Source organism: Streptomyces lienomycini, assembly GCF_027947595.1.
GTDB classification, from domain to species: Bacteria; Actinomycetota; Actinomycetes; order Streptomycetales; family Streptomycetaceae; genus Streptomyces; species Streptomyces lienomycini.
The window spans coordinates 2,083,665-2,103,516 of the sequence record NZ_CP116257.1; the positions used below are offsets into that span (position 1 = coordinate 2,083,665).

At 74.0% G+C, this 19,852-nt stretch carries 13 protein-coding genes; 12 read left to right on the forward strand and 1 reads right to left on the reverse strand.

Translation table 11 applies throughout. The features are described from left to right. The first annotated feature begins 145 nt into the window (after window positions 1-145). The 10 genes from BJ961_RS09605 (at window position 146) to fxsT (ending at window position 15,790) form a co-directional block, all read left to right on the forward strand. Window positions 146-538, forward strand: a complete 393-nt coding sequence (locus tag BJ961_RS09605) for a cell division protein SepF (RefSeq protein ID WP_271320888.1) — start codon at window positions 146-148, stop codon at window positions 536-538. A 95-nt stretch (window positions 539-633) separates the two neighbouring features. After that, window positions 634-1,824, forward strand: coding sequence for an AAA family ATPase (locus BJ961_RS09610; RefSeq protein WP_271320889.1), 1,191 nt, complete (start codon window positions 634-636; stop codon window positions 1,822-1,824). Next, on the forward strand, window positions 1,821-2,180 hold the full coding sequence (locus tag BJ961_RS09615; RefSeq protein WP_271320890.1) for a nucleotide pyrophosphohydrolase: 360 nt from the start codon (window positions 1,821-1,823) through the stop codon (window positions 2,178-2,180). The genes BJ961_RS09610 and BJ961_RS09615 overlap by 4 nt, the downstream gene beginning before the upstream one ends. 200 nt (window positions 2,181-2,380) lie before the next feature. Further along, the gene (locus tag BJ961_RS09620; protein ID WP_271320891.1) at window positions 2,381-2,848 is read left to right on the forward strand and encodes a DUF6099 family protein; all 468 of its coding nucleotides are present in this window, start codon (window positions 2,381-2,383) and stop codon (window positions 2,846-2,848) included. A gap of 106 nt (window positions 2,849-2,954) precedes the next feature. Beyond that, entirely contained in the window at window positions 2,955-3,878 is a 924-nt protein-coding gene (locus BJ961_RS09625; protein ID WP_271320892.1) for an LLM class F420-dependent oxidoreductase, read from the forward strand. Window positions 3,879-4,035: 157 nt separating this feature from the next. Next, window positions 4,036-5,553: a 3' terminal RNA ribose 2'-O-methyltransferase Hen1 gene (locus BJ961_RS09630; RefSeq protein ID WP_271320893.1), complete on the forward strand. Its 1,518-nt coding sequence runs from the start codon at window positions 4,036-4,038 to the stop codon at window positions 5,551-5,553. Continuing rightward, a complete protein-coding gene (locus BJ961_RS09635) occupies window positions 5,550-8,177 on the forward strand; it encodes a polynucleotide kinase-phosphatase (protein WP_271320894.1) in 2,628 nt (875 codons plus the stop codon). The genes BJ961_RS09630 and BJ961_RS09635 overlap by 4 nt, the downstream gene beginning before the upstream one ends. Before the next feature lie 147 nt (window positions 8,178-8,324). Further along, on the forward strand, window positions 8,325-9,872 hold the full coding sequence (locus tag BJ961_RS09640; RefSeq protein WP_271320895.1) for a VMAP-C domain-containing protein: 1,548 nt from the start codon (window positions 8,325-8,327) through the stop codon (window positions 9,870-9,872). Beyond that, the gene (locus BJ961_RS09645; RefSeq protein WP_271320896.1) at window positions 9,869-10,996 is read left to right on the forward strand and encodes a MoxR family ATPase; all 1,128 of its coding nucleotides are present in this window, start codon (window positions 9,869-9,871) and stop codon (window positions 10,994-10,996) included. The genes BJ961_RS09640 and BJ961_RS09645 overlap by 4 nt, the downstream gene beginning before the upstream one ends. Continuing rightward, the gene (gene fxsT, locus BJ961_RS09650; protein ID WP_271320897.1) at window positions 10,997-15,790 is read left to right on the forward strand and encodes an FxSxx-COOH system tetratricopeptide repeat protein; all 4,794 of its coding nucleotides are present in this window, start codon (window positions 10,997-10,999) and stop codon (window positions 15,788-15,790) included. 127 nt (window positions 15,791-15,917) lie between these two features. On the opposite strand, the gene BJ961_RS09655 is transcribed toward fxsT, so the two are convergent. Further along, the gene (locus BJ961_RS09655) at window positions 15,918-17,354 is read right to left on the reverse strand and encodes a cation:proton antiporter (RefSeq protein ID WP_271320898.1); all 1,437 of its coding nucleotides are present in this window, start codon (window positions 17,352-17,354) and stop codon (window positions 15,918-15,920) included. A 433-nt stretch (window positions 17,355-17,787) separates the two neighbouring features. On the opposite strand from BJ961_RS09655, the gene BJ961_RS09660 reads away from it, so the two are divergent. Together BJ961_RS09660 and BJ961_RS09665 are read left to right on the forward strand one after the other, a co-directional pair. Next, window positions 17,788-18,627 carry an alpha/beta fold hydrolase gene (locus tag BJ961_RS09660; protein WP_271320899.1) on the forward strand — a complete coding sequence of 280 codons (840 nt, stop codon included), beginning with the start codon at window positions 17,788-17,790 and terminating at the stop codon, window positions 18,625-18,627. Beyond that, window positions 18,624-19,784 (forward strand): effector-associated domain 2-containing protein, encoded by a 1,161-nt coding sequence (locus BJ961_RS09665; protein ID WP_271320900.1) that lies wholly within the window; start codon window positions 18,624-18,626, stop codon window positions 19,782-19,784. Before BJ961_RS09660 ends, BJ961_RS09665 begins: the two co-directional genes overlap by 4 nt. The last annotated feature ends 68 nt before the right edge of the window (window positions 19,785-19,852 follow it).

Here is a 19,852-nt window from a genome sequence, read left to right on the forward strand (position 1 = left end):
CGGCCGTCGCTGAGTACCCCCGTCGCGGCGGGGCAATCACCGGACACGGAGCGTCGCCAACCGTGTCGCTGTTGGGCCGAACGGGTGACTTGGCGTAAGAATTGGCTGGTGCACGCAATGAACGCGAGTGAAATCGGGGGAGCCGGTGAACAGCCACGACGTCACCGATGAGCAGTGGGAAGGACTCGCCCAGGTCGTTCCGCTGCGCGGGCGGGACGCCTGGCCGTCGGCGGTCGGCCACCGGGCGATGCCGGAGGCCGAGACGGAGCGGCGCCGCCGTTTCGTCGTCCTGCGGGTCAACGTGTTCGCGGACGCCCGCGAGGTCGCCGAGACACTGATGACGGGCATCCCGGTCCTCCTGGACCTGACCAGCGCCGAGGGGGACGTCGCCAAGCGGGTCCTGGACTTCAGTACCGGCGTCGTCTTCGGCCTGGCCAGCGGGATGCACCGGGTGGACCGCAACGTGTTCCTGCTGACTCCGGCGGGGACCGAGGTGAACGGGCTGATGGAGGGCGCGGTGGGGGTTCCCGGAGTGTGACGGTCCCTCGCGGTCCTGACCGCCCGGTCCCCCGATCGTAGGAAAGCCGCCCGGGCAAAACGGTTCGCCGTCCCGGGCGGTCCTACGGTCCGCACATGGCAGCGTCACCTGCGTCCTCCGCGTCACCCGCGATCTCAGCGCCCTCCGCGCCGGCGGCGTCCGCCGCCCCGCTCCCGGACCGGCCCCGCGTCACCCAACTCCGGCTGTCCGCCTACGCCGGGCACCGGCGCGCGGTGCTGCGGCTGGAGCCGCTCACCGTGCTCGCGGGGCCCAGCGGCTGCGGCAAGACCAGCGCGCTCAGGGCCTACGACGCCCTGGCCCGGCTCGGCGGCGGCGCGGAACTCGGCGCGGTGTTCCCGGATCCGGGCTCGTGCGTGCCCGAACGGGCGCGGCCCGACGCCCAGCACCGCCGGGGCTTCCGCATCGGCTGCACGGCCGACGGGGCCGAGGGCCCGGTGCACCTGGACGTCGCCGTGCAGGCCGAGCCCGAACTGCGCATCGTGGGGGAGCGGCTGACGGCGGACGGCGTCGTGCTCCTGGAGACGGCCCTGCGCGACCCCGGCCGCCGTGCCGTACAGGCGGCCTGGCACACGGCCGGGTCGGCTCCCGTGACCCGCGCCCCGCTGCCGGACGACCGGCTGGGGACCCCGCTGCTGCCGCTGCGGGTGGCCGGCAAGACGGACGGGCAGCGCAGGGTGCTGGCCGCCGCCGAGCAGATGGTGGTCGCCCTGCGCTCCGCCTTCGCCTGCGATCCGCGGCCCGGCCGGATGAGGGAGCCCGTGCCCCCCGGTTCGGGGCGGCTGCTCGGCGGCTGCGACAACCTGGCCGACGTACTGTGGCGCACCCGCGCCGAGTGCGGGCGGCGGCACGCGCAGTTCGTCGCGGCGGTACGGACCGGATGCGCGGGCCCGGTCGAGGACGTGCTGGCCGAGCCGGTCGTCGGCGGCGTGGTCCACGCACTCCTCGACCGGGGCGACGGCGTCCGCACGGGCCTCGCCCGCCTCGGCTACGGCGAGCTGCGCTACCTGGCCCTCGCCCTGGTGCTGTTCACCGGGCCGGGGGTGCTGGAGGTGGACCCGGCCGGCGAGGTGCCCGCCGCGCTCCAGACGCTGACCGTCCTCGCCGACGGCTTCGACCGCGGGCTGGACGTGCGCCAGCGCGCCGAACTGCTCCGGCTGGCGGCGCGGATGTGCGACCGCGGGCACATCCGCCTGGTCGCGGCCGTCGCCGACGCCTCGTGGGCGGCCGGGCTGGACGGCGTCACGGTGGTACACCTGAACCCGTGACCGATCACCCCCGTGACCTCGTGGCCCTGCGGCGCCGGCTGGCCGAGTTCGCCGCCGCACGCCACTGGCAGCCGTACCACACCCCCAAGAACCTGGCCGCCGCGCTGAGCGTCGAGGCCTCCGAACTCCTGGAGATCTTCCAGTGGTTGACGCCTGAGCAGTCGGTGCGCGTCATGACCGACCCGGACGCCGCCCACCGGGTCCGGGACGAGGTCGCCGACGTCCTGGCGTATCTCCTCCAGTTCTGCGAGGTGCTGGACGTCGACCCGCTGGCCGCACTGGAGGCGAAGATCGAACGCAACGAGTCCAGGTTCCCCGTGCCGCAGGGACCGGAGGACCGAGCGCCGACGAGCTGAGCACCGGGGAGCCGGGAACCAGGGAGCCGGAAGCTCCGTTATCACTCTCCGCAGTCAAATTCCGGTCGGAAGTCAATTTATTGTCCGAAGATTTCCCCCTACCTCTGGCTTTTCGCCCCACAAGCCTTCACTCTGGGTAGTGGACAACGGAGTTCGGGCGGACGCGCCGTGAGCGCGTCGGAAACAGATGGGGGCAGCGCATGGACGCTGTGCGGCTCATCGTGACGAGTGGACGTGCCCTGGCCGCCGGCGGCGAGGTGCCGGACGTACTGACGGAGGTGTGGCAGGTGCAGGCCCTGGCGCAGGCGATCGGCAGCCGGCTGGCGCTCCACGGGCCACCGGAACTGCGCGGCGAGGCCGTCGGGTTGAGCGAGCTGGCGGCCCGCGGCTGCGGGGTGCTGCGCCCCGGAGGACCGGCCCCGGGGGCGCGCGCCGACCAGCTCACCGAGCTGGGCGACGCACGCCAGGCCCTGATGCGTCTGGGCACCCTGCTCGGCGAGACCGGAATCGCCCTCGTCGGCATCGCCTGCGCCGCGGACGACGAGGCCACGTACTGGCAGTGCGTGGAGGCCATCGACGCGGCGGACGAGTCACGGGACCGGGTCCTGGAGATGCTGCGCAAACTGGCGGAGCGCGACGGCGAGTTACTGGAGCGGGAGGCGGGCTAGCCGCCGCGGCGCGACCGCCGACCGCCCCCGCGACCCCACGGCCGCTCCGCGTGCCGCGGCCCGAGCCTGTGCCGCTCACCCGCGCCGAGCAGGCAGGATGGGAGACATGGATCTCCGTATCTTCACCGAGCCCCAGCAGGGGGCCACCTACGACACTCTGCTCACCGTGGCCAAGGCCACCGAGGACCTCGGCTTCGACGCCTTCTTCCGCAGCGACCACTACCTCCGCATGGGTTCCGTCGACGGCCTCCCCGGCCCCACCGACGCCTGGATCACCCTCGCCGGTCTCGCCCGCGAGACCAAGCGCATCCGCCTGGGCACCCTGATGACCGCCGGCACCTTCCGGCTGCCCGGCGTCCTCGCCATCCAGGTCGCCCAGGTCGACCAGATGTCCGGCGGACGCGTCGAGCTGGGCCTGGGCGCCGGCTGGTTCGAGGAGGAGCACAAGGCGTACGGCATCCCCTTCCCGAAGGAGAAGATCGGCCGGCTGGAGGAGCAGCTGGCGATCGTCACCGGTCTGTGGGCCACCGAGGCCGGCAAGACCTTCGACTTCCACGGGAAGTTCTACGACCTCACCGACTCGCCCGCGCTGCCCAAGCCCGCACAGGCCAAGGTGCCCGTCCTCATCGGCGGCCACGGCGCCACCCGCACCCCGCGGCTGGCCGGTCAGTACGCCGACGAGTTCAACATGCCGTTCGCCTCCATCGAGGACACCGAGCGCCAGTTCGGCCGGGTGCGGGCCGCCGCCGAGGCGGCCGGCCGCGGCGCGGACGCCCTCACCTACTCCAACGCCCTCGTCGCCTGCGTCGGCAAGGACGACGCCGAGGTGGCCCGGCGCGCGGCCGTCATCGGCCGCGAGGTCGAGGAGCTGAAGGCCAACGGCCTGGCGGGCTCCCCGGCCGAGGTCGTCGAGAAGATCGGCCGCTACGCCGAGGCCGGCGCCCAGCGGATCTACTTCCAGATCCTCGACCTCGACGACCTGGACCACCTGGAACTGATCTCCTCCCAGGTCGGGTCGCAGCTGACCTGAGGCCGCCCGACAGACAGCCGGAATAACCGAAGGCGCCGGTCACCCGCCCTGTGCGATCGTGTGACCGTCGTCCTGCCGGAGCCCTCGGGGTACGCCCCCGAGGGCTTCCGCGCGTACGGCGACCCGTCCCGCCCACCCAGCCGGAGAGGCCCTCCGCATGTTCCTGACCATCACCACCACCGGCACTCCCGAGCACCCCGCGACCGACCTCGGTTTCCTGCTGCACAAGCATCCCGATAAGGCGCAGGCGTTCTCCACCTCGTTCGGCACGGCCCACGTGTTCTACCCCGAGGCGGAGGAACAGCGCTGCACGGCCGCGCTGCTGCTGGAGGTCGATGCCGTGGCGCTGGTGAGGCGCGGCAAGCGGGGGGGCCGCGGTGGCGCCCCCGACGCGGCACTCGCGCAGTACGTCAACGACCGCCCGTACGCGGCCTCGTCCCTCCTCGCCGTCGCGCTGGGCAACGTCTTCTCCAGCGCGATGCGCGGCGTGTGCAAGGCTCGCCCCGAGCGCGCCGCCCGGCCGCTCCCGCTGCGCGTCGAGGTCCCGGCGCTGCCCGCCCGCGGCGGCCCCGGCCTCGTACGCCGCCTGTTCGAGCCGCTCGGCTGGACGGTCGACGTCGAGGCCGTCCCGCTGGACACCGCGTTCCCCGAGTGGGGCGACTCGCGCTACGTCCGGCTCGTACTGGAGTCCGAGTCCCTCACCCTCTCGGACGCCCTGCGCCACCTGTACGTCCTCCTCCCGGTGCTCGACGACGCCAAGCACTACTGGGTCGCCCCGGACGAGGTCGACAAGCTGATGCGGGCCGGCGGAGCCTGGCTGCACCACCACCCCGAGGTCAAGCTCATCACCAGCCGCTTCCTGTCCCGCCGCTGGTCCCTGACCCGCGAGGCGATGGACCGGCTGGAGCTGATCCGGCTGGCCGAGACCGACGACAGCGAGGTCGAGGAGATCGACAACGCGGTCGAGGCGGAGGCCGAGCAGGAGGCGAAGCCCACCCCGCTCGCCGTACGGCGCCGCGAGGCGATCCTCACCGCGCTGCGCGACCACGCCGCCGCCCGCGTCCTCGACCTCGGCTGCGGCGAGGGACACCTGGTGCGCGAGCTGCTCAAGGAGCCGCGCTTCACCGAGATCGTCGGCGTGGACGTGTCGGTGCGCGCCCTCACCATCGCCTCCCGGCGGCTCAGGCTGGACCGCATGGGCGAGCGGCAGGCCGCACGCGTCCAGCTCCTCCAGGGCTCCCTCGCCTACACCGACAAGCGCCTCAAGGGGTACGACGCCGCCGTGCTCAGCGAGGTGATCGAGCACCTCGACCTGCCGAGGCTGCCCGCCCTGGAGTACGCGGTCTTCGGCGCGGCCCGCCCCCGCACCGTCGTCGTCACCACACCCAACGTCGAGTACAACGTGCGCTGGGAGAGCCTCCCCGCCGGTCACGTCCGCCACCGCGACCACCGCTTCGAGTGGACCCGCGAGGAGTTCCGCACCTGGGCCGGGACGGTCGCCGAACGGCACGGCTACACCGTGGAGTTCCGGCCCGTCGGTGACGACGACCCCGAGGTGGGACCGCCCACCCAGCTGGCCCTGTTCACCCTGAAGACCACGCCCGAGACCACTCCCGCGAGCACGACCACCACCGCGACCACCCCCGCGACCGAGAAGGAGGCGAAGGCCGCATGAGCACCGCGGACACCACCGGCACCACCGGCACCACCGGTACTGCTGAAGACACCCCCGTGCGGGCCCGCGCCCTGCCCGTCACCGACCTCTCCCTCGTCGTGCTGATCGGCGCCTCCGGCTCCGGCAAGTCCACCTTCGCCCGGCGCCACTTCAAGCCGACCGAGGTCATCTCCTCCGACTTCTGCCGGGGCCTGGTCGCCGACGACGAGAACGACCAGAGCGCCAGCCGCGACGCCTTCGACGTCCTGCACTACATCGCGGGCAAGCGGCTCGCCGCCGGCCGCCGCACCGTCGTCGACGCGACCAACGTCCAGCAGGACGCCCGGCGCCAGCTCGTCGACCTGGCCCGGAAGCACGACGTACTGCCCATCGCCATCGTCCTCGACGTGCCCGAGCAGGTCTGCGCCGAGCGCAACGCCACCCGCGACGACCGCGCCGACATGCCCCGCCGCGTCATCCGGCGCCACACCCGCGAACTCCGCCGCTCCCTGCGCCACCTGGAGCGCGAGGGCTTCCGCAAGGTGCACGTGCTCCGCGGCGCCGCGGAGGCCGAGCACGCCACCGTCGTCACCGAGAAGCGGTTCAACGACCTCACCCACCTCACCGGCCCCTTCGACATCGTCGGCGACATCCACGGCTGCGCCACCGAACTGGAGACCCTGCTCGGCAAGCTCGGCTACGGCACCGACGGCGTCCACCCCGAGGGCCGCACCGCCGTCTTCGTCGGCGACCTCGTCGACCGCGGCCCCGACAGCCCCGGCGTGCTGCGCCGCGTGATGTCCATGGTCAGGTCGGGCAACGCCCTGTGCGTCCCCGGCAACCACGAGAACAAGTACGGCCGCTTCCTGAAGGGCCGCAAGGTCCAGCACACCCACGGACTCGCCGAGACCGTCGAGCAGATGGACGCCGAGAGCGAGGAGTTCCGCGCCGAGGTACGGGAGTTCATCGACGGCCTGGTCAGCCACTACGTCCTCGACGGCGGCCGACTGGTGGTCTGCCACGCCGGTCTGCCGGAGAAGTACCACGGCCGCACCTCCGGCCGGGTCCGCGGCCACGCCCTGTACGGCGACACCACCGGCGAGACCGACGAGTTCGGCCTGCCCGTGCGCTATCCGTGGGCCGAGGACTACCGGGGCCGCGCCGCCGTCGTCTACGGCCACACCCCCGTCCCGGAGGCCACCTGGCTCAACAACACCATCTGCCTCGACACCGGCGCCGTCTTCGGCGGCAGGCTCACCGCGCTGCGCTGGCCGGAGCGGGAGATCGTCGACGTACCGGCCGAGCGGGTCTGGTACGAGCCGGTCAAGCCGCTGCGCACCGAGGCGCCCGGCGGGCACGACGGCCGCCCGCTGGACCTGGCCGACGTCCAGGGCCGCCGCGTGGTGGAGACCCGGTACGCCGGACGGATCACCGTGCGCGAGGAGAACGGCGCGGCGGCCCTGGAGGTCATGAGCCGCTTCGCCACCGACCCCCGCCTGCTGCCGTACCTCCCGCCGACCATGGCACCGACCGCCACCTCCGGCGTGGACGGCTACCTGGAGCACCCGAAGGAGGCCTTCGCGCAGTACGCGGCGGACGGCGTCGCGCGGGTGGTGTGCGAGGAGAAGCACATGGGTTCGCGGGCGGTGGTCCTGGTCTGCCGCGACGCGGACGCGGCCCGCGCCCGCTTCGGGGGTGGGGGCACCTCCCGCTCGAGCGCAGCCGAGAGTGGGGGAGGCCCCACAGGCTCCCTCTACACCCGCACCGGCCGCCCCTTCCTCGACGACTCCTCCATCACCGAGGAGATCCTCGACCGGCTGCGCACCGCGATCGGCGACGCCGGCCTGTGGGACGGACTGGCCACCGACTGGCTGCTCCTGGACGCCGAGCTGATGCCGTGGTCGCTGAAGGCCGCCGGGCTGCTGCGCTCCCAGTACGCCGCCGTGGGCGCCGCCTCCGGAGCGGTGTTCCCGGGCGTGCTGAGCGCGTTGGAGGGCGCCGCGGCGCGCGGCGTCGAGGTGCGGGACCTCCTCGACCGCCAGCGCGCCCGGTCCGTCGACGCGGCCGCCTTCACCGACGCCTACCGCCGCTACTGCTGGCCCACCGACGGCCTCGACGGCGTCCGCCTGGCCCCGTTCCAGATCCTGGCCGTCCAGGGCCGCAGCCTGGCCGCCCTGCCGCACGACGAGCAGCTCGCCCTCCTCGACCGGCTCGTCGAGCACGACGGCAGCGGCCTGCTGCGGACCACCCGCCGCCTGTACGTCGACACCGGCGACCCCGAGTCGGTGGCGGCGGGTGTCGACTGGTGGCTGGAGATGACCGGCCGCGGCGGCGAGGGCATGGTCGTCAAGCCCGTCGGCGCGCTGGTACGGGACGCGGAGGGCCGCCTGGTCCAGCCCGGCATCAAGTGCCGCGGCCGCGAGTACCTGCGGATCATCTACGGCCCCGAGTACACCCGTCCCGACAACCTCGCCCGGCTCAGGCACCGCTTCCTGAACCACAAGCGGTCCCTGGCGAGCCGCGAGTACGCCCTCGGCCTGGAGGCCCTGGACCGTCTCGCGGAGGGCGAGCCGCTGTGGCGCGTGCACGAGGCGGTGTTCGGGGTGCTGGCGCTGGAGTCGGAGCCGGTGGACCCGCGGCTGTGACACACGTTTTCGGCCGAGTCGCCCGGGGGAGGCGACTCGGCCGGACTCCGCGTCCCCGGCACCCCACGGGTCCCTGGTGAACCGTCAGCTCCCGTGCTAACTTCGCAGGTCGGTCAGAGGGACGTACCGACTCATGGGGGACAGTCGGTGGAGACAGCCACGGGATTCGGCGGAGCCGAGGGTGATTCCGGGCACGCACGCGGGCTCGCCCTGCTGCTGGAGCTGACCGAGGCGCTGTGCGCGTTCAGCTGCACGGAGGACCCGCAGGGGCGAGGCCAGTTCGCCGCGGTGCTCGGGGACCAGCTGGGCCGCCCCGTCGACCTGCGCGGTGTCAAACAGCGCGAGGACGTCGTCACCCTGGTCCGCACCGCCCTGAACGTGGCGGGCGGGGAACGCGTACTCGTCGCCGTGGTGCGCATCCTCGAAGGACCCCTCGCCGGCGACGAACTGGACCGGGTGATCACCCCCGACCCGCCCGCCGGCCCCGAGGCACCGCCGGGCCCCCTGGGCAGCGACGACGAGGCCGCCGCACGGGCCGTCCTCGCCAGGGGCGAGCTGCCCGCGGGCCGGCTGCGCGACGACCTCGCCGAGGAACTCAACGGCCTCGACCTCCCGGCCGGGCTCCTGCCGGAACAACTCTTCCTCCACGTCCTCGCGTGGAACACCCAGCCGGACGGCCTGCCGCCCGCCGTCCTCCTCCTCGACCGGGCGGCCCCGCTCGCCGCCACGCCCGGCCACCGCGACGCGCTGACCGACTGGGTCGACGACTGGGTCAAGCGGGCCGGCCTCCCGCGCGAACTCGAACGGCGCCGGGAGGCCCGCGCCCGGGTCGTAAGGGACCCCGACATCCCCCGCGCCCTCATCGTCGCGGTCGAGCCCGCCCGGGACGGCTCCGACGACGTCGTCGTACGCCCCTGGCTCAACACCGCGCCGGGCCAGTGGGATCCGCAGCCGGGGGCGCCCGCCGTGACCACCCTGGACGCGCTCGGGCCGGCCGTCGACGGCGCGCTGCGGCAGGGAGCCCGGCTGTGGACCGCACCCGGGGACCCGGCCGCCGGTGGACGCGGACAGCCGTCGGCGTACGTGGAGTTCGTCCTTCCGTACGACCTCCTCAACCACGATGTGGCGAGTTTGACGTACCGGGTCGGCGACGGCCGCCCGTTGCCGCTCGGGCTGAAGTACGGGGTCCACCTACGGAGCCTGGAGCGGATGCGCACCGACGACGCCCTGGTCCGGCACCAGTGGCAGGAGCGCTGGCACGCGCTGCGACACCACGGGGTCGGCGTGCACGGCTGGAGCGAGCCGGACGCGCGACGACTCGACGCGTGGCAGGCCGCACTCGCGGGGGACACCAGGCACACGGCGGTGGTGCTCGACGCACCGGCCAGGGTCTCCGCCATGGAGGCGCTCAAGGCCGCCATAGCGGAAGGCATCGGGCTGGCGGTGTGGGACCGCAGGGGTGCCTTCCCCGAGGAGCGGCGCGAAGTGGTGACCGCCGTGTTCGCCGCGGTGCCCAGGCCCGGACAGATCCCGCTCGCCATCCACCGCCTGCGGCAGAACGCCGAACTGAACCGGCAGGGTCCGGGCCGGCTCCTGGGGCGGCACATCGGATTCTTCTGGGACGATCCCACTCGAGTCGTCGACATGCACACCATCGACCCCGGCGAGATCGCCGGCGAGGAGGCACCGGCATGAGCACGCAGGAACAGACGTCCCCGAACGGCTGGCGCGTGTTCCACGGCACCGGCCGGCCGCCGGTCACCGCGCCCCCGCTGCCCCAGGCACCGCCCTGGCGGCGCTTCCTCGGCGCACCGTCCCAGCCCGCCCCGCCGGACGAACCGGAGGCCGCGGTGCGCCGACTGGGCCCCGGCGACGTGGCCCCGCAACTCGGCCCCGACGAGATCGACACCGTCAACGCCGCGCTGCTGCTGCGCCGGCCGCTGCTGATCACCGGACCGCCCGGCATCGGCAAGTCCACGCTCGCCTACGTGATCTCCCGGGAACTGGGCCTCGGCAGGGTCCTGGAATGGAGCATCGTCAGCCGGACCACGCTGCGGGACGGGCTGTACGCCCACGACGCCATGGGCCGCGCCCAGGCCATCGCCGCCTGGCAGGCCGGACTGCGCGGCGCCGCGACGGCCCAGGAACCGGACGCGACGGGCCCGGTGGCGGCCCCCGCGGAGGGTGCCGCACCCGGGCCGGGCGCCGTCAACCCCTCAGTCGTATCAACACACCGCCAAGTGCCCCCTGTTCTGGGGGACTTCATCACCCTCGGGCCACTCGGCACCGCTCTGCTGCCCTACGATCGTCCCCGGGTGCTCCTTGTCGACGAACTCGACAAGAGCGACATCGACCTGCCCAACGATCTGCTGCACGTACTGGAGAACGGAAGCTATGACGTCCCGGAGCTGGTGCGCGACGCCACGGACACCGCGCGCGTCCACACCAGCGACCCCGCCGGCCAGGCGCTGGTGCGGGGCGGTCGCGTCGAGTGCCGGGAGTTCCCGGTCGTGGTGATCACCAGCAACGGAGAACGCGAGTTCCCCGCCGCCTTCCGTCGGCGCTGCCTGCCGCTGGAGCTGCGCACCCCCAGCCGCGAGCAGCTGCTCGCCCTGGTGGAAGGCCACCTGGGCGTCCGGCCCGAGGGAACCGAGCGCCTGGTGGACGAGTTCGTGGGCCGGATCCGGTCCGGTGGCACCCACTCCCTGGACCAGTTGCTCAACGCCGTCCAGATGACTACCGCGGGTGGTTTCCAGGCGCACGGTGACGGGCGTAAGCTCGTGGAAATGCTGCTCCGCGACCTCGCGAAGGGCCGCTGAATGACCGGCTTTCCCAGGGAGCGCGCATCCGGACCGGGCGACGGTGATCCCGTATCAGGGACGTCGCCTCCGTCGGCGTTCCCCGAGTCCGTCGAAGGCGCGAGTGGGCACGGAGCGGCGCACACCTCTGCCCTGACCGAGGCGCCGCCCGCCCGCGAACAGCACCCTGCGCAGGACTCGGAGGCGGCCGACGCGCACTGGCGGGAGGTCGCCGAAGCGGTGTGGCTCGCCGCGTACTGGGACCGCCACGGCGGACCCGACGGCGGCCACCCGGCCCCGGCGCCGGGCGCCGACCCCGCCCTCCCGGCCGCCACCGGGAGCGACATCCGGCCAGGAAGCGACCCCCGGCCCGGGACCGAGTCCGGGTCCGACTCCCGGTCCGGGGCGGACACCCGGTCCGGTGCGGACACCCGGTCCGACACCGACGACGCCCGGCCGCCGGCGGCGCCCGCGGCGCAGGAGACCACACCTGCCCCCGGCGCCGCATCGCCGGCCGACCCCGGCGCGGGCCCCCGCAGCCTGCCCGAACCCGCGCCCGGCCCCGCGGACCCGGCCGCGGCCACCGGCCCCTCGGCGGAGACCGCGGCCTTTGCCGAACAGGCGGCCCGCAGCGGGTTGTTACCCGACCCGGAGGGCACCTTCACCCTGCACGTCGGGCGGCCGCTGCTGCCCGCCGCCGAGCGCCCGCAGCCCGGACCCGGCCGCACCACCGCGCTGCTCGCCCGGGCCCTGCACCAACTGGCCCGGCGCATCCCCTCCCGCCACACCCTCGAACTCGACGAGGAGGCCACCGCCGAACAGGGCCTGTCGGACGGTCTGTGGCTGCCCTTCCTGCGGCCCGCCCGGGCGACCGCCTTCGACCTCGTCCTGCTCGTCGACGACGCCCCGACCATGCGGATCTGGCAGGACACCTGCGCCCGCCTCACCGAGGCCGCCGAACACAGCGGCGCCTTCCGCGGCGTCCGCGCCGTCCGGGTCCACGTACCGCGCACCGGGACCGCCGCCCTGCGCCGCGCCGACGACGGTGCCGCGGCCGACCCCGCCGAACTCCTCGACGGCCGCGGCGGACGCGTCTTCCTCGTCGTCACCGACGGGCTCGCCCACGGCTGGGCGGCCCCGGCCGCGGACGACCTGCTCGGCCGCCTCGGCCACGCCGGCCCGACGGCACTCGTCCACCTCCTGCCCCCGCACCTGCGCCACCGCACCTCCCTCTACCCCTACCAGGCGGTCCTGGAGGCCGACGGGTTCGGCGCCGCCAACGCGGGCCTCGGACACTGGGCGCCGCCCGGTGGTCCCGACCCGCTGCGCCCGCTGCCCGAAGCCGGCGACGGCTCGGTACCGGTGCCCGTGCTCTCCCTCAAACCCGGCTCCCTCGGCACCTGGGCCGACCTCGTCACCGGCGAGCGGGGCGTGCGCCGGTCCCTGCCCGTCGTCCTCGCGGGCGCCCTCGCCAAGGGGGCGCCCGCCCCCGGTCTGCGCGCCCCGCGCCTCTCGCGCGCCGCCACCGCCGCCGTACGCCGCTTCTTCACGCTCGCCACCCCCGCCGCGCGCCGACTCGCCACCCAACTGGCGGCCATCCCCTTCGAGTTCGACCTCGTGGAGCAGATGCGGCGGCGGACCATGCCGGAGACCGGTCCCGACCACCTCGCCGAAATCCTCATGGGCGGGCTGATCGACTGGAACAGCGGCGGCGAGGGACGCCCCGAGTTCGCCGAGGGGGTCCGCGAGGCGCTGCTCGCCACCACGACCCGCAGCCAACTGGCGCGCACCGTCAGCATGGTGGGCGATCTGCCCGCCGCCGGACGGCGCGGTGTCGCCCTGCGCGCCGCATTGCAGGACCCGGCCGGAGCAGCGCTGCCCGACCCGGCCGAAGGCGGCTGGGCACGCAGCGAACTGGCCGTGATGCGCGCCCTCTCGGGGCCCTACTCCGAGCGGGCCAGGCGCATCGAACCCCGACTCTCCGGGCGCCCGCCGTCCGGTGCGGCCGAATGGGTGGGCGCCGGTTTGCCCGCGGGTACACCCACTGAGGTGAACCCTGCGGGCGGCGGGGGATCATCCGGCGGCCAAGGAGGCAGTGATCCAGCGTCAGAGCTTTGGTGGCGGCGACCGCGAGGTCGGCCGGGCGGCCGTCCCGCAGCAGCTCGCCCGCGCGCCGGGCGGCCTCCTGGGCGATCCTCAGCAGCTCGGCGCCACCCCGACGAACCTGGAGACCACGTGCCGCCCCTGGTAACCGACGCGACCCCATCCGAAGCCCCGGAGGCTGAGCAGCTCATGCAGAGCACCACGACCGCGACGCCCGCCCTACTGGTGAACGTTCCCCTGCGGAACACCTCGTTCGTCGGCCGGCAGGGACTGCTGAGGGCCGTGGAGGAGCAACTGAGTTCCCAGGACACGGCCGCGGTGCTGCCGCACGCGCTGCACGGCCTGGGCGGCGTCGGCAAGTCCCAGCTCGCGCTGGAGTACATCTACACCCACCAGCACGACTACAAGGTGATCTGCTGGATCCCCGCCGAGCGGGAGAGCCTCATCCTGGCCACCCTCGCGAGCCTCGCCGCCCGCCTGGGCATCGCCCCGGCCGGCCAGGACGCGGGCGGCAGCCTCACCGCCAACACCGCCGTCCCCGCCGTACTGGAGGCGCTGCGCGCCGGTACGCCGTGGGACAACTGGCTCCTCGTCTTCGACAACGCGGAGGACGTCGACGCCGTACGGCAGTACTTCCCCACCAACGGTCCCGGGAAGGTCGTCGTCACCTCCCGCAACCGCGCGTGGGAGCGGGTCGCCACCCCCCTGCCGGTGAACGTCTTCGAGCGGTCCGAGTCCGTCGAACTGCTCCAGAAGCGTTCGCCCGACCTGTCCACCGAGGACGCCGACCGGCTCGCCGACGCCCTCGGCGACCTGCCCCTGGCCGTCGAACAGGCGGGCGCCTGGCGGGCGGTCACCGGCATGCTCGTGGACGAGTACCTCGACCTGCTCGCTCAGCGCAGCCCCGAGATCCTCGAACTCGACCCCACCCCCGACTACCCGGTCTCGGTCGCCGCCGCCTGGGACATCTCGCTGGAGCGCATCCGGCAGAACAACCCGGGCGCCCGGCAACTGCTCGACATCTGCGCCAGCATGGCACCGGAGCCGATCCCGCGGTCCATGCTGCGCGGCAGCCGAGGCGTCAGCGTGACCCCCGACGTCGACCCGCTGCTGCGCGAGTCGATCAAACTGAACCGGGCCGTACGCGACCTCAGCCAGTTCTCCCTGGTGCGGGTGGACCCGCGGTCCGACACCCTGCAGATGCACCGCCTGCTCCAGACGGTGCTCCTGGGCAAGCTGAGCGCCGACGAACGCGAGCGCATGCGGGACGCCGCCCACCAGCTGCTGTCGGCGGCCAAGCCCGGCCCCTCCGGCTCCTCGCTGGAATGGCGTGCCTACCAGGCGCTGCTGCCCCACATCCATGCCTCGCAGGCGGTGACCAGCACCGACACCTATGTGCGTGAACTGGTCGCCGACACGGCATGGTTCCTCTACTACTGGGGGGACCACGAAGGCGCGGCCTCCTTCGCGCGCCAGGCGTGGAACGCCTGGCTGGCGGCGTCCGGCGAGGAGGACCTCCAGGCCATCCGCATGGCCAAGTGCCTCGCCTTCCTGCTGCGCCAGACCGGACAGGTTGCCGAGTCCCTTCCGCTCACCGAGCGGGCCCTGGAGGTGACCCGCCGGATCGACGACGACCCGGAGAGCCTGATCGACTCCCTGTGCGAGCTGGCCGACGCCCGTGGGTACCAGGGGCGCTTCGAGGAGGCCCGGGCCCTGACCCAGGAGGCCACGGAGCTGGCCCGCTCCCTGTTCGGCCCCGAGGATCCGATCGCCCTGCGCGCCACCCACGCCTACTGCGTCGCGCTGAGACTGTGCGGCCGGTTCAAGGAGGCGCTGCCCCTCGACCAGGAGAACGCCCGCCAGCGCGAACTGGTCTTCGGCCCGGCCCACTTCTTCGCCCTCAACTCGCTCAACGGCCTCTCCATCGACATGCGGGAGAGCGGCGACTACCCCGGCTCCCGGGACTTCCAGGAGGACGTCTATCGGCGTGCCCGGGGCACCCTCGGTGACGAGCACCCGCTGACCCTGCGTATCGCCCGCAACCTGGCGGTGTGCAGGCGCCGCGACGGCGCCCTCACGGAGTCCGCCAAACTCGCCGAGGAGGCCCTGCGCCACTTCCGGGCCCGCTACGGCCCCGAGCACTTCGACTCCCTGTCGACCGCGACCAACCTGTTCGTCGACCAGCGGGTGGCCGGCGATCTGGAGGCGTCGCGCGCCTTGGCCGAGGAGACCGTGCGCAGCCTCACCCGGCGCCTCGGCGCGGACCACGCCCACACGCTCCTGACCCGGGCGAACGCGGCCGCGACGCTGCGGGCGCTGGGCAGCCTCGACGCCGCGCAGGAGATGGAGGACGACGTGGCGGAGCGGCTGCGCGAGACGGTGGGGCCCGAGCACGTCCTCACCCTGACCGTGGCCATCGGACAGGCCAACACGGCGTACGCGCGGCTCGACTTCGACCGGGCGCACCGGATCGACGAGGCCAATCTCCCGCTGCTGGCCGAGCAGGCGGGGGAGGAACACCCGCTGACCCTGTCGGTGATGGCGAACCTCGCCCTGGACCTGCGCGGCCTGAGCCGCGGGACCGAGGCGGACGAGCTGCAGCGCAAGGCGGTGGACGGTTTCACCCGCGTCGTCCGCGCCGACAACCCCTGGCTCCTCGCGGCGAGCCGGCGCCGCCGCATCGAGTGCGACCTGGCCCCGATGCCGATCTAGGGCAGTGCCTCGCGGGACGCCGGGCGCCTGGCATCCGGCGCCGTTCGCGGAGGTCGCGCACATCGTGCGGGTCGGGACGCGGCCGGGACGGGCCGCGGGAGGAAACGCCTCCCACGGCCCGCCGGTGTCAGCCCGCGTCCGGCGTCGCGGCGGCCGGTGGGTCCTCCAGGGGCCGGTCCCGGGCCGGCGGCCCGTCGGCGTCGGCCAGCCGGGAGCCGACGAGCACGCCCGGCCGGTCGTCGGTGTCCGTGTCGGCCCGGGACGCGGACAGCCGGTCGACCAGCAGCAGCAACGGCTGGGTGAGGAGCGTCGTGGCCAGCGCCATGAGCACCAGGACCGTGTACAGGGGCTTGCTCAGCAGACCGGCCTGGTAGCCCGCGTTGAGGGCGATCAGCTCGGTGAGTCCGCGGGTGTTCAGCAGGACGCCCACCGTCCGGGCGTCGTCGCGGCCCAGTCCGCCCAGCCGCGCCGCGGCCGTACCGCTGCCGATCTTCGTGGTGACCGCCAGCACCGTCGTCACCAGCACCGCGACCCACCCCGAGGCCGTCAGGCTGTTCAGGACGACGGCCTGGCCCGAGAAGACGAAGAAGAAGGGCAGCAGCAGTGAGCTGATGTCGTGCAGCGGACGCAGGAGGTCGGGGTCGAGTGTGCCGTTCGTCTCGCGCGGGCAGACCACGCCGGCGAGCAGCGCACCGCAGATGGCGTGCAGCCCCAGGTACTGCGTCACACAGGCCGACCCGAAGGCGAAGGCGATGAGCAGCGAGAGCCGCAGCAGCGGCTCCAACTGGGTACGCCACAGCAGCCGGCGCAGCAGCGGACGGGCGACCACCAGCATCAGGCCGATGAAGACGACCGCGGCCGCCGCCCGCCACCCCGGGCCGAGCGACTGCTCGCCCGCGCCGTCCAGCAGGGTGCCGGCCAGGACGGTCCAGCCGACCACGTCCATCAGACCGGCCGCGGAGACCGCCAGCACGCCCGGGACCGTACTGGCCAGGCCGTTCTCCCGCACCATGGCCGTGAGTACCGGCACCGCGGTTATCGACAGCGCGACACCCGCGAACACGACCACGGCCGGGCTGAGCCGGGACACGCCCAGGGCGTGCAACTGTTCGCGGAACAGCAGTGCGGCGCCGCTGCCCGCGGCCATCGGCACCAGAAAGGCGGCCGCCGCCACGGTCAGCACCGTACGCGCGCGCTCGCCCAGCACCTTCAGGTCCAGCTCGTAACCCACCGCGAACAGGAACACCACCAGGGAGAACTGGGCCAGGCCGGTCAGCGCCGTCGCCAGCCGGTCCGGGAACAGCACCGAGTAGGCATCGGGTGCCGCGCTGCCGAGCAGCGAGGGGCCGAGGACTATGCCCGCCACCAACTGTCCGACGATGTAGGGCTGCTTCAGCCGTCGGGCGGCCCAGCCGGCTCCGTGGCCGACCGCGAGGATCAGTGCCGAGGCGAGCAGGAAGTGCGTGATCGTCGATTCAGGGCTCACGGCGTGTCCCCCGGGAGTGCGGTTGCCGGTGCCGGTGGCCCGGCAGCGGTACGGGCCGTCGACATCGCGTCGGCCCAAGTACTGGAGGGTATGGGTAGCTTGGCGTCACCATGGAGTCGTACACAGCAGAGCACTGGTGTCACGGGGGGCACATGACGGCGGTCGTCTTCATTCACGGCACGGGGGTGCGCGAACCGGGCTTCTCGAAGCTCGCGGGGCGCGTGGGAGCGGGGCTGACCTCGCTGCGCGACGGGTTGCGCATCGTCCCGTACTACTGGGGCGGCCCGCACGGCGCCGTCCTCGCCGCCGACGGGGCCAGCCTCCCGCCGGGGCCGGGCGCCACGGCCCGGGGGCCGGCCGCGTTCGAGGGCGGGCCGGCCGTCGTGGAGCGCGCCGCGCACGCGGGGAGGACACCACGGACGAGTGGGCCGCCCGCTACGCCGACCCCTACGCCGAACTCGCGCTCGCCGCGGCCGGCGGCGGCACGGGTGCCGAACGGCCGCCCGGGACCGTGCCGCCGGAGCAGGGGCTGCGCGGGCGGCTGCTCGCGCTCGCCGCCCAAGGCGACGCCGCCGCGGCCGAGTTGGGCGACGGGCTCTCCCGTGCCGCTGGGGACCTGGCCGCCCATCCCCTCCTCGGTCCGGCCGCCGACGCCCTCGAACCCGGTGATCTGGCCGTCGTCGCGGCGCGCGCTCTCACCGCACGGGTCGTCGCCGGGGCCCTGGACTCCGACAGTCCGCTCGTGCCGGGCGGCGACATCCGTGACGCGGTCGTCGCCCGGCTCGCCGCGGCCCTCGGAGCACCGGACGCCGGCACCGAGCGCGGAGTGCGCTCCCTGGTGCTGCGTGTCGCGGGCTCCGCGGCATCGCGTGCCGCCGTGCGCCGCCGACGCGCCCTCACGGAAGCCGCTCACCCCGCGGCCGCCGACATCCTGCGCTACCTCAGCCGCGGCGAGGCGGTCCGCGCCGACCTGCGCACACTCGTCGCGGGCCTGCGGCCCCCCGTCGCGCTCGTCGGGCACAGCCTCGGCGGCATCATCGCCCTGGACACCCTGATCTCGGCCCCGCTGCCCCAGGTGCGGCTCCTGGTGACGGTCGGTTCCCAGGCGCCGTTCCTGTACGAGTCGGGGTCCCTGCCCACCCTGGAACATCCCGCGCCGCTCCCGCCCCACGTCCCGGACTGGCTGAATCTCTACGATCGGCGGGACCTGCTCTCCTACCTCGGGGAGGGCCTCTTCCCGGGGCGCGTCACCGACACCGCCGTCGACAGCCGCCAGCCCTTCCCGGCCGCGCACAGCGCCTACTGGACGAACCCCGCCGTCTTCCGCCACATCGTGGAGCGCCTGCCGTGACCGGCTCCGAGCCCGCCACCGGGGCGGCGCCCACGCGGGCCGCGCCGCGTACCGACCCCGCGCGGGTGCACGCGCTGATCGTCGGCATCGAGGCCTACGACGCCGGCCCGTCCTGGGACCTGCCCGGGCCCGCCCGGGACGCCGTGCGCCTGAGGCACCTGCTGCGGACGGCCGGGGTCCCGGAGGACAACCTCCACGTCCACCTGTCCCCGCTGCCTCCCTACACCCCCGACGTGCCCTACGCCCCCGCGGACCACGCCACCCTGCGCCGCACCCTGGTACGGCACCTCCCGCAGGCCTCCGGCGACGTCCTGTGGGTGTGGTGGGGCGGCCACGGTGTCCTGGACCTCGCCGACCGGCTGCGGCTCTTCTGCGCCGACGCCACCACCGCGGACAAGCTGGGCATCGACCTGGACTCCGCGCTGACCCGGTACGGCGGGGACGCCGTGCCGGGCTTCGCCGAGCAGCTGTGGGTCGTGGACGCCTGCGAGACCTTCGAGGAGGACCTGGCCTTCCGCGAGCAACTCCCGCCGGACGCCCTGCCCGTGGGGCGTCGCACCCTCGGCCACCGGCAGACGGTGCTGCGGGCCGCGGGCCGGGGCCGGGCCGCGGCCAACGACCCGCGGCGTGCCACCGGTCTCTTCTCCGACGTGCTGCTCGCCCTGCTGGCCGAGCGGAGCGACACGCTGCCCGCGCCGCCCGATGCGGAGGAACTGTTTCCGGCCGTACGCGCGCGCATCGGGGCCCTCAGGGAGTCGGGTCGTACTCTGCAGTACCCCGAGATCCGGCTGCGGAGTCCCGAGCGTACCGAGACGCTGGACCCGGCACCCCGCCCGTCGGCGCCCCGCCCGGCCTCGCCGCTGGCCCGGGCGGTCGAGGCACTCCTCGCCTACCCCCTGATGGGCGACCCCGCCGAACGGCAGACCGTGGTGGCCGCGTTGGACCCGGCGGTCACCGCGGTACTGCCCCGTCACACCAAGGCACGCACGGACGCGGCCGGAATCCTCAACGCGCTCGCCCGCCGCCGTCCCGAGGAGTTGTGGACGCTGTACGACGCCGTCGTGTCCGTCGACGGCGACGCCGACCGGCAGGACGAACTGGGCCTCGCCCTCGAAGCGTTGGCGGCGTCGCAGAGACCCGGCGGAGGCCGGCGGTGATCGAGTGGCGTGATCGTACGGTTTTCGACAGCGCCGGAAATGGCCATGATGGAAGGAACACGTGCACG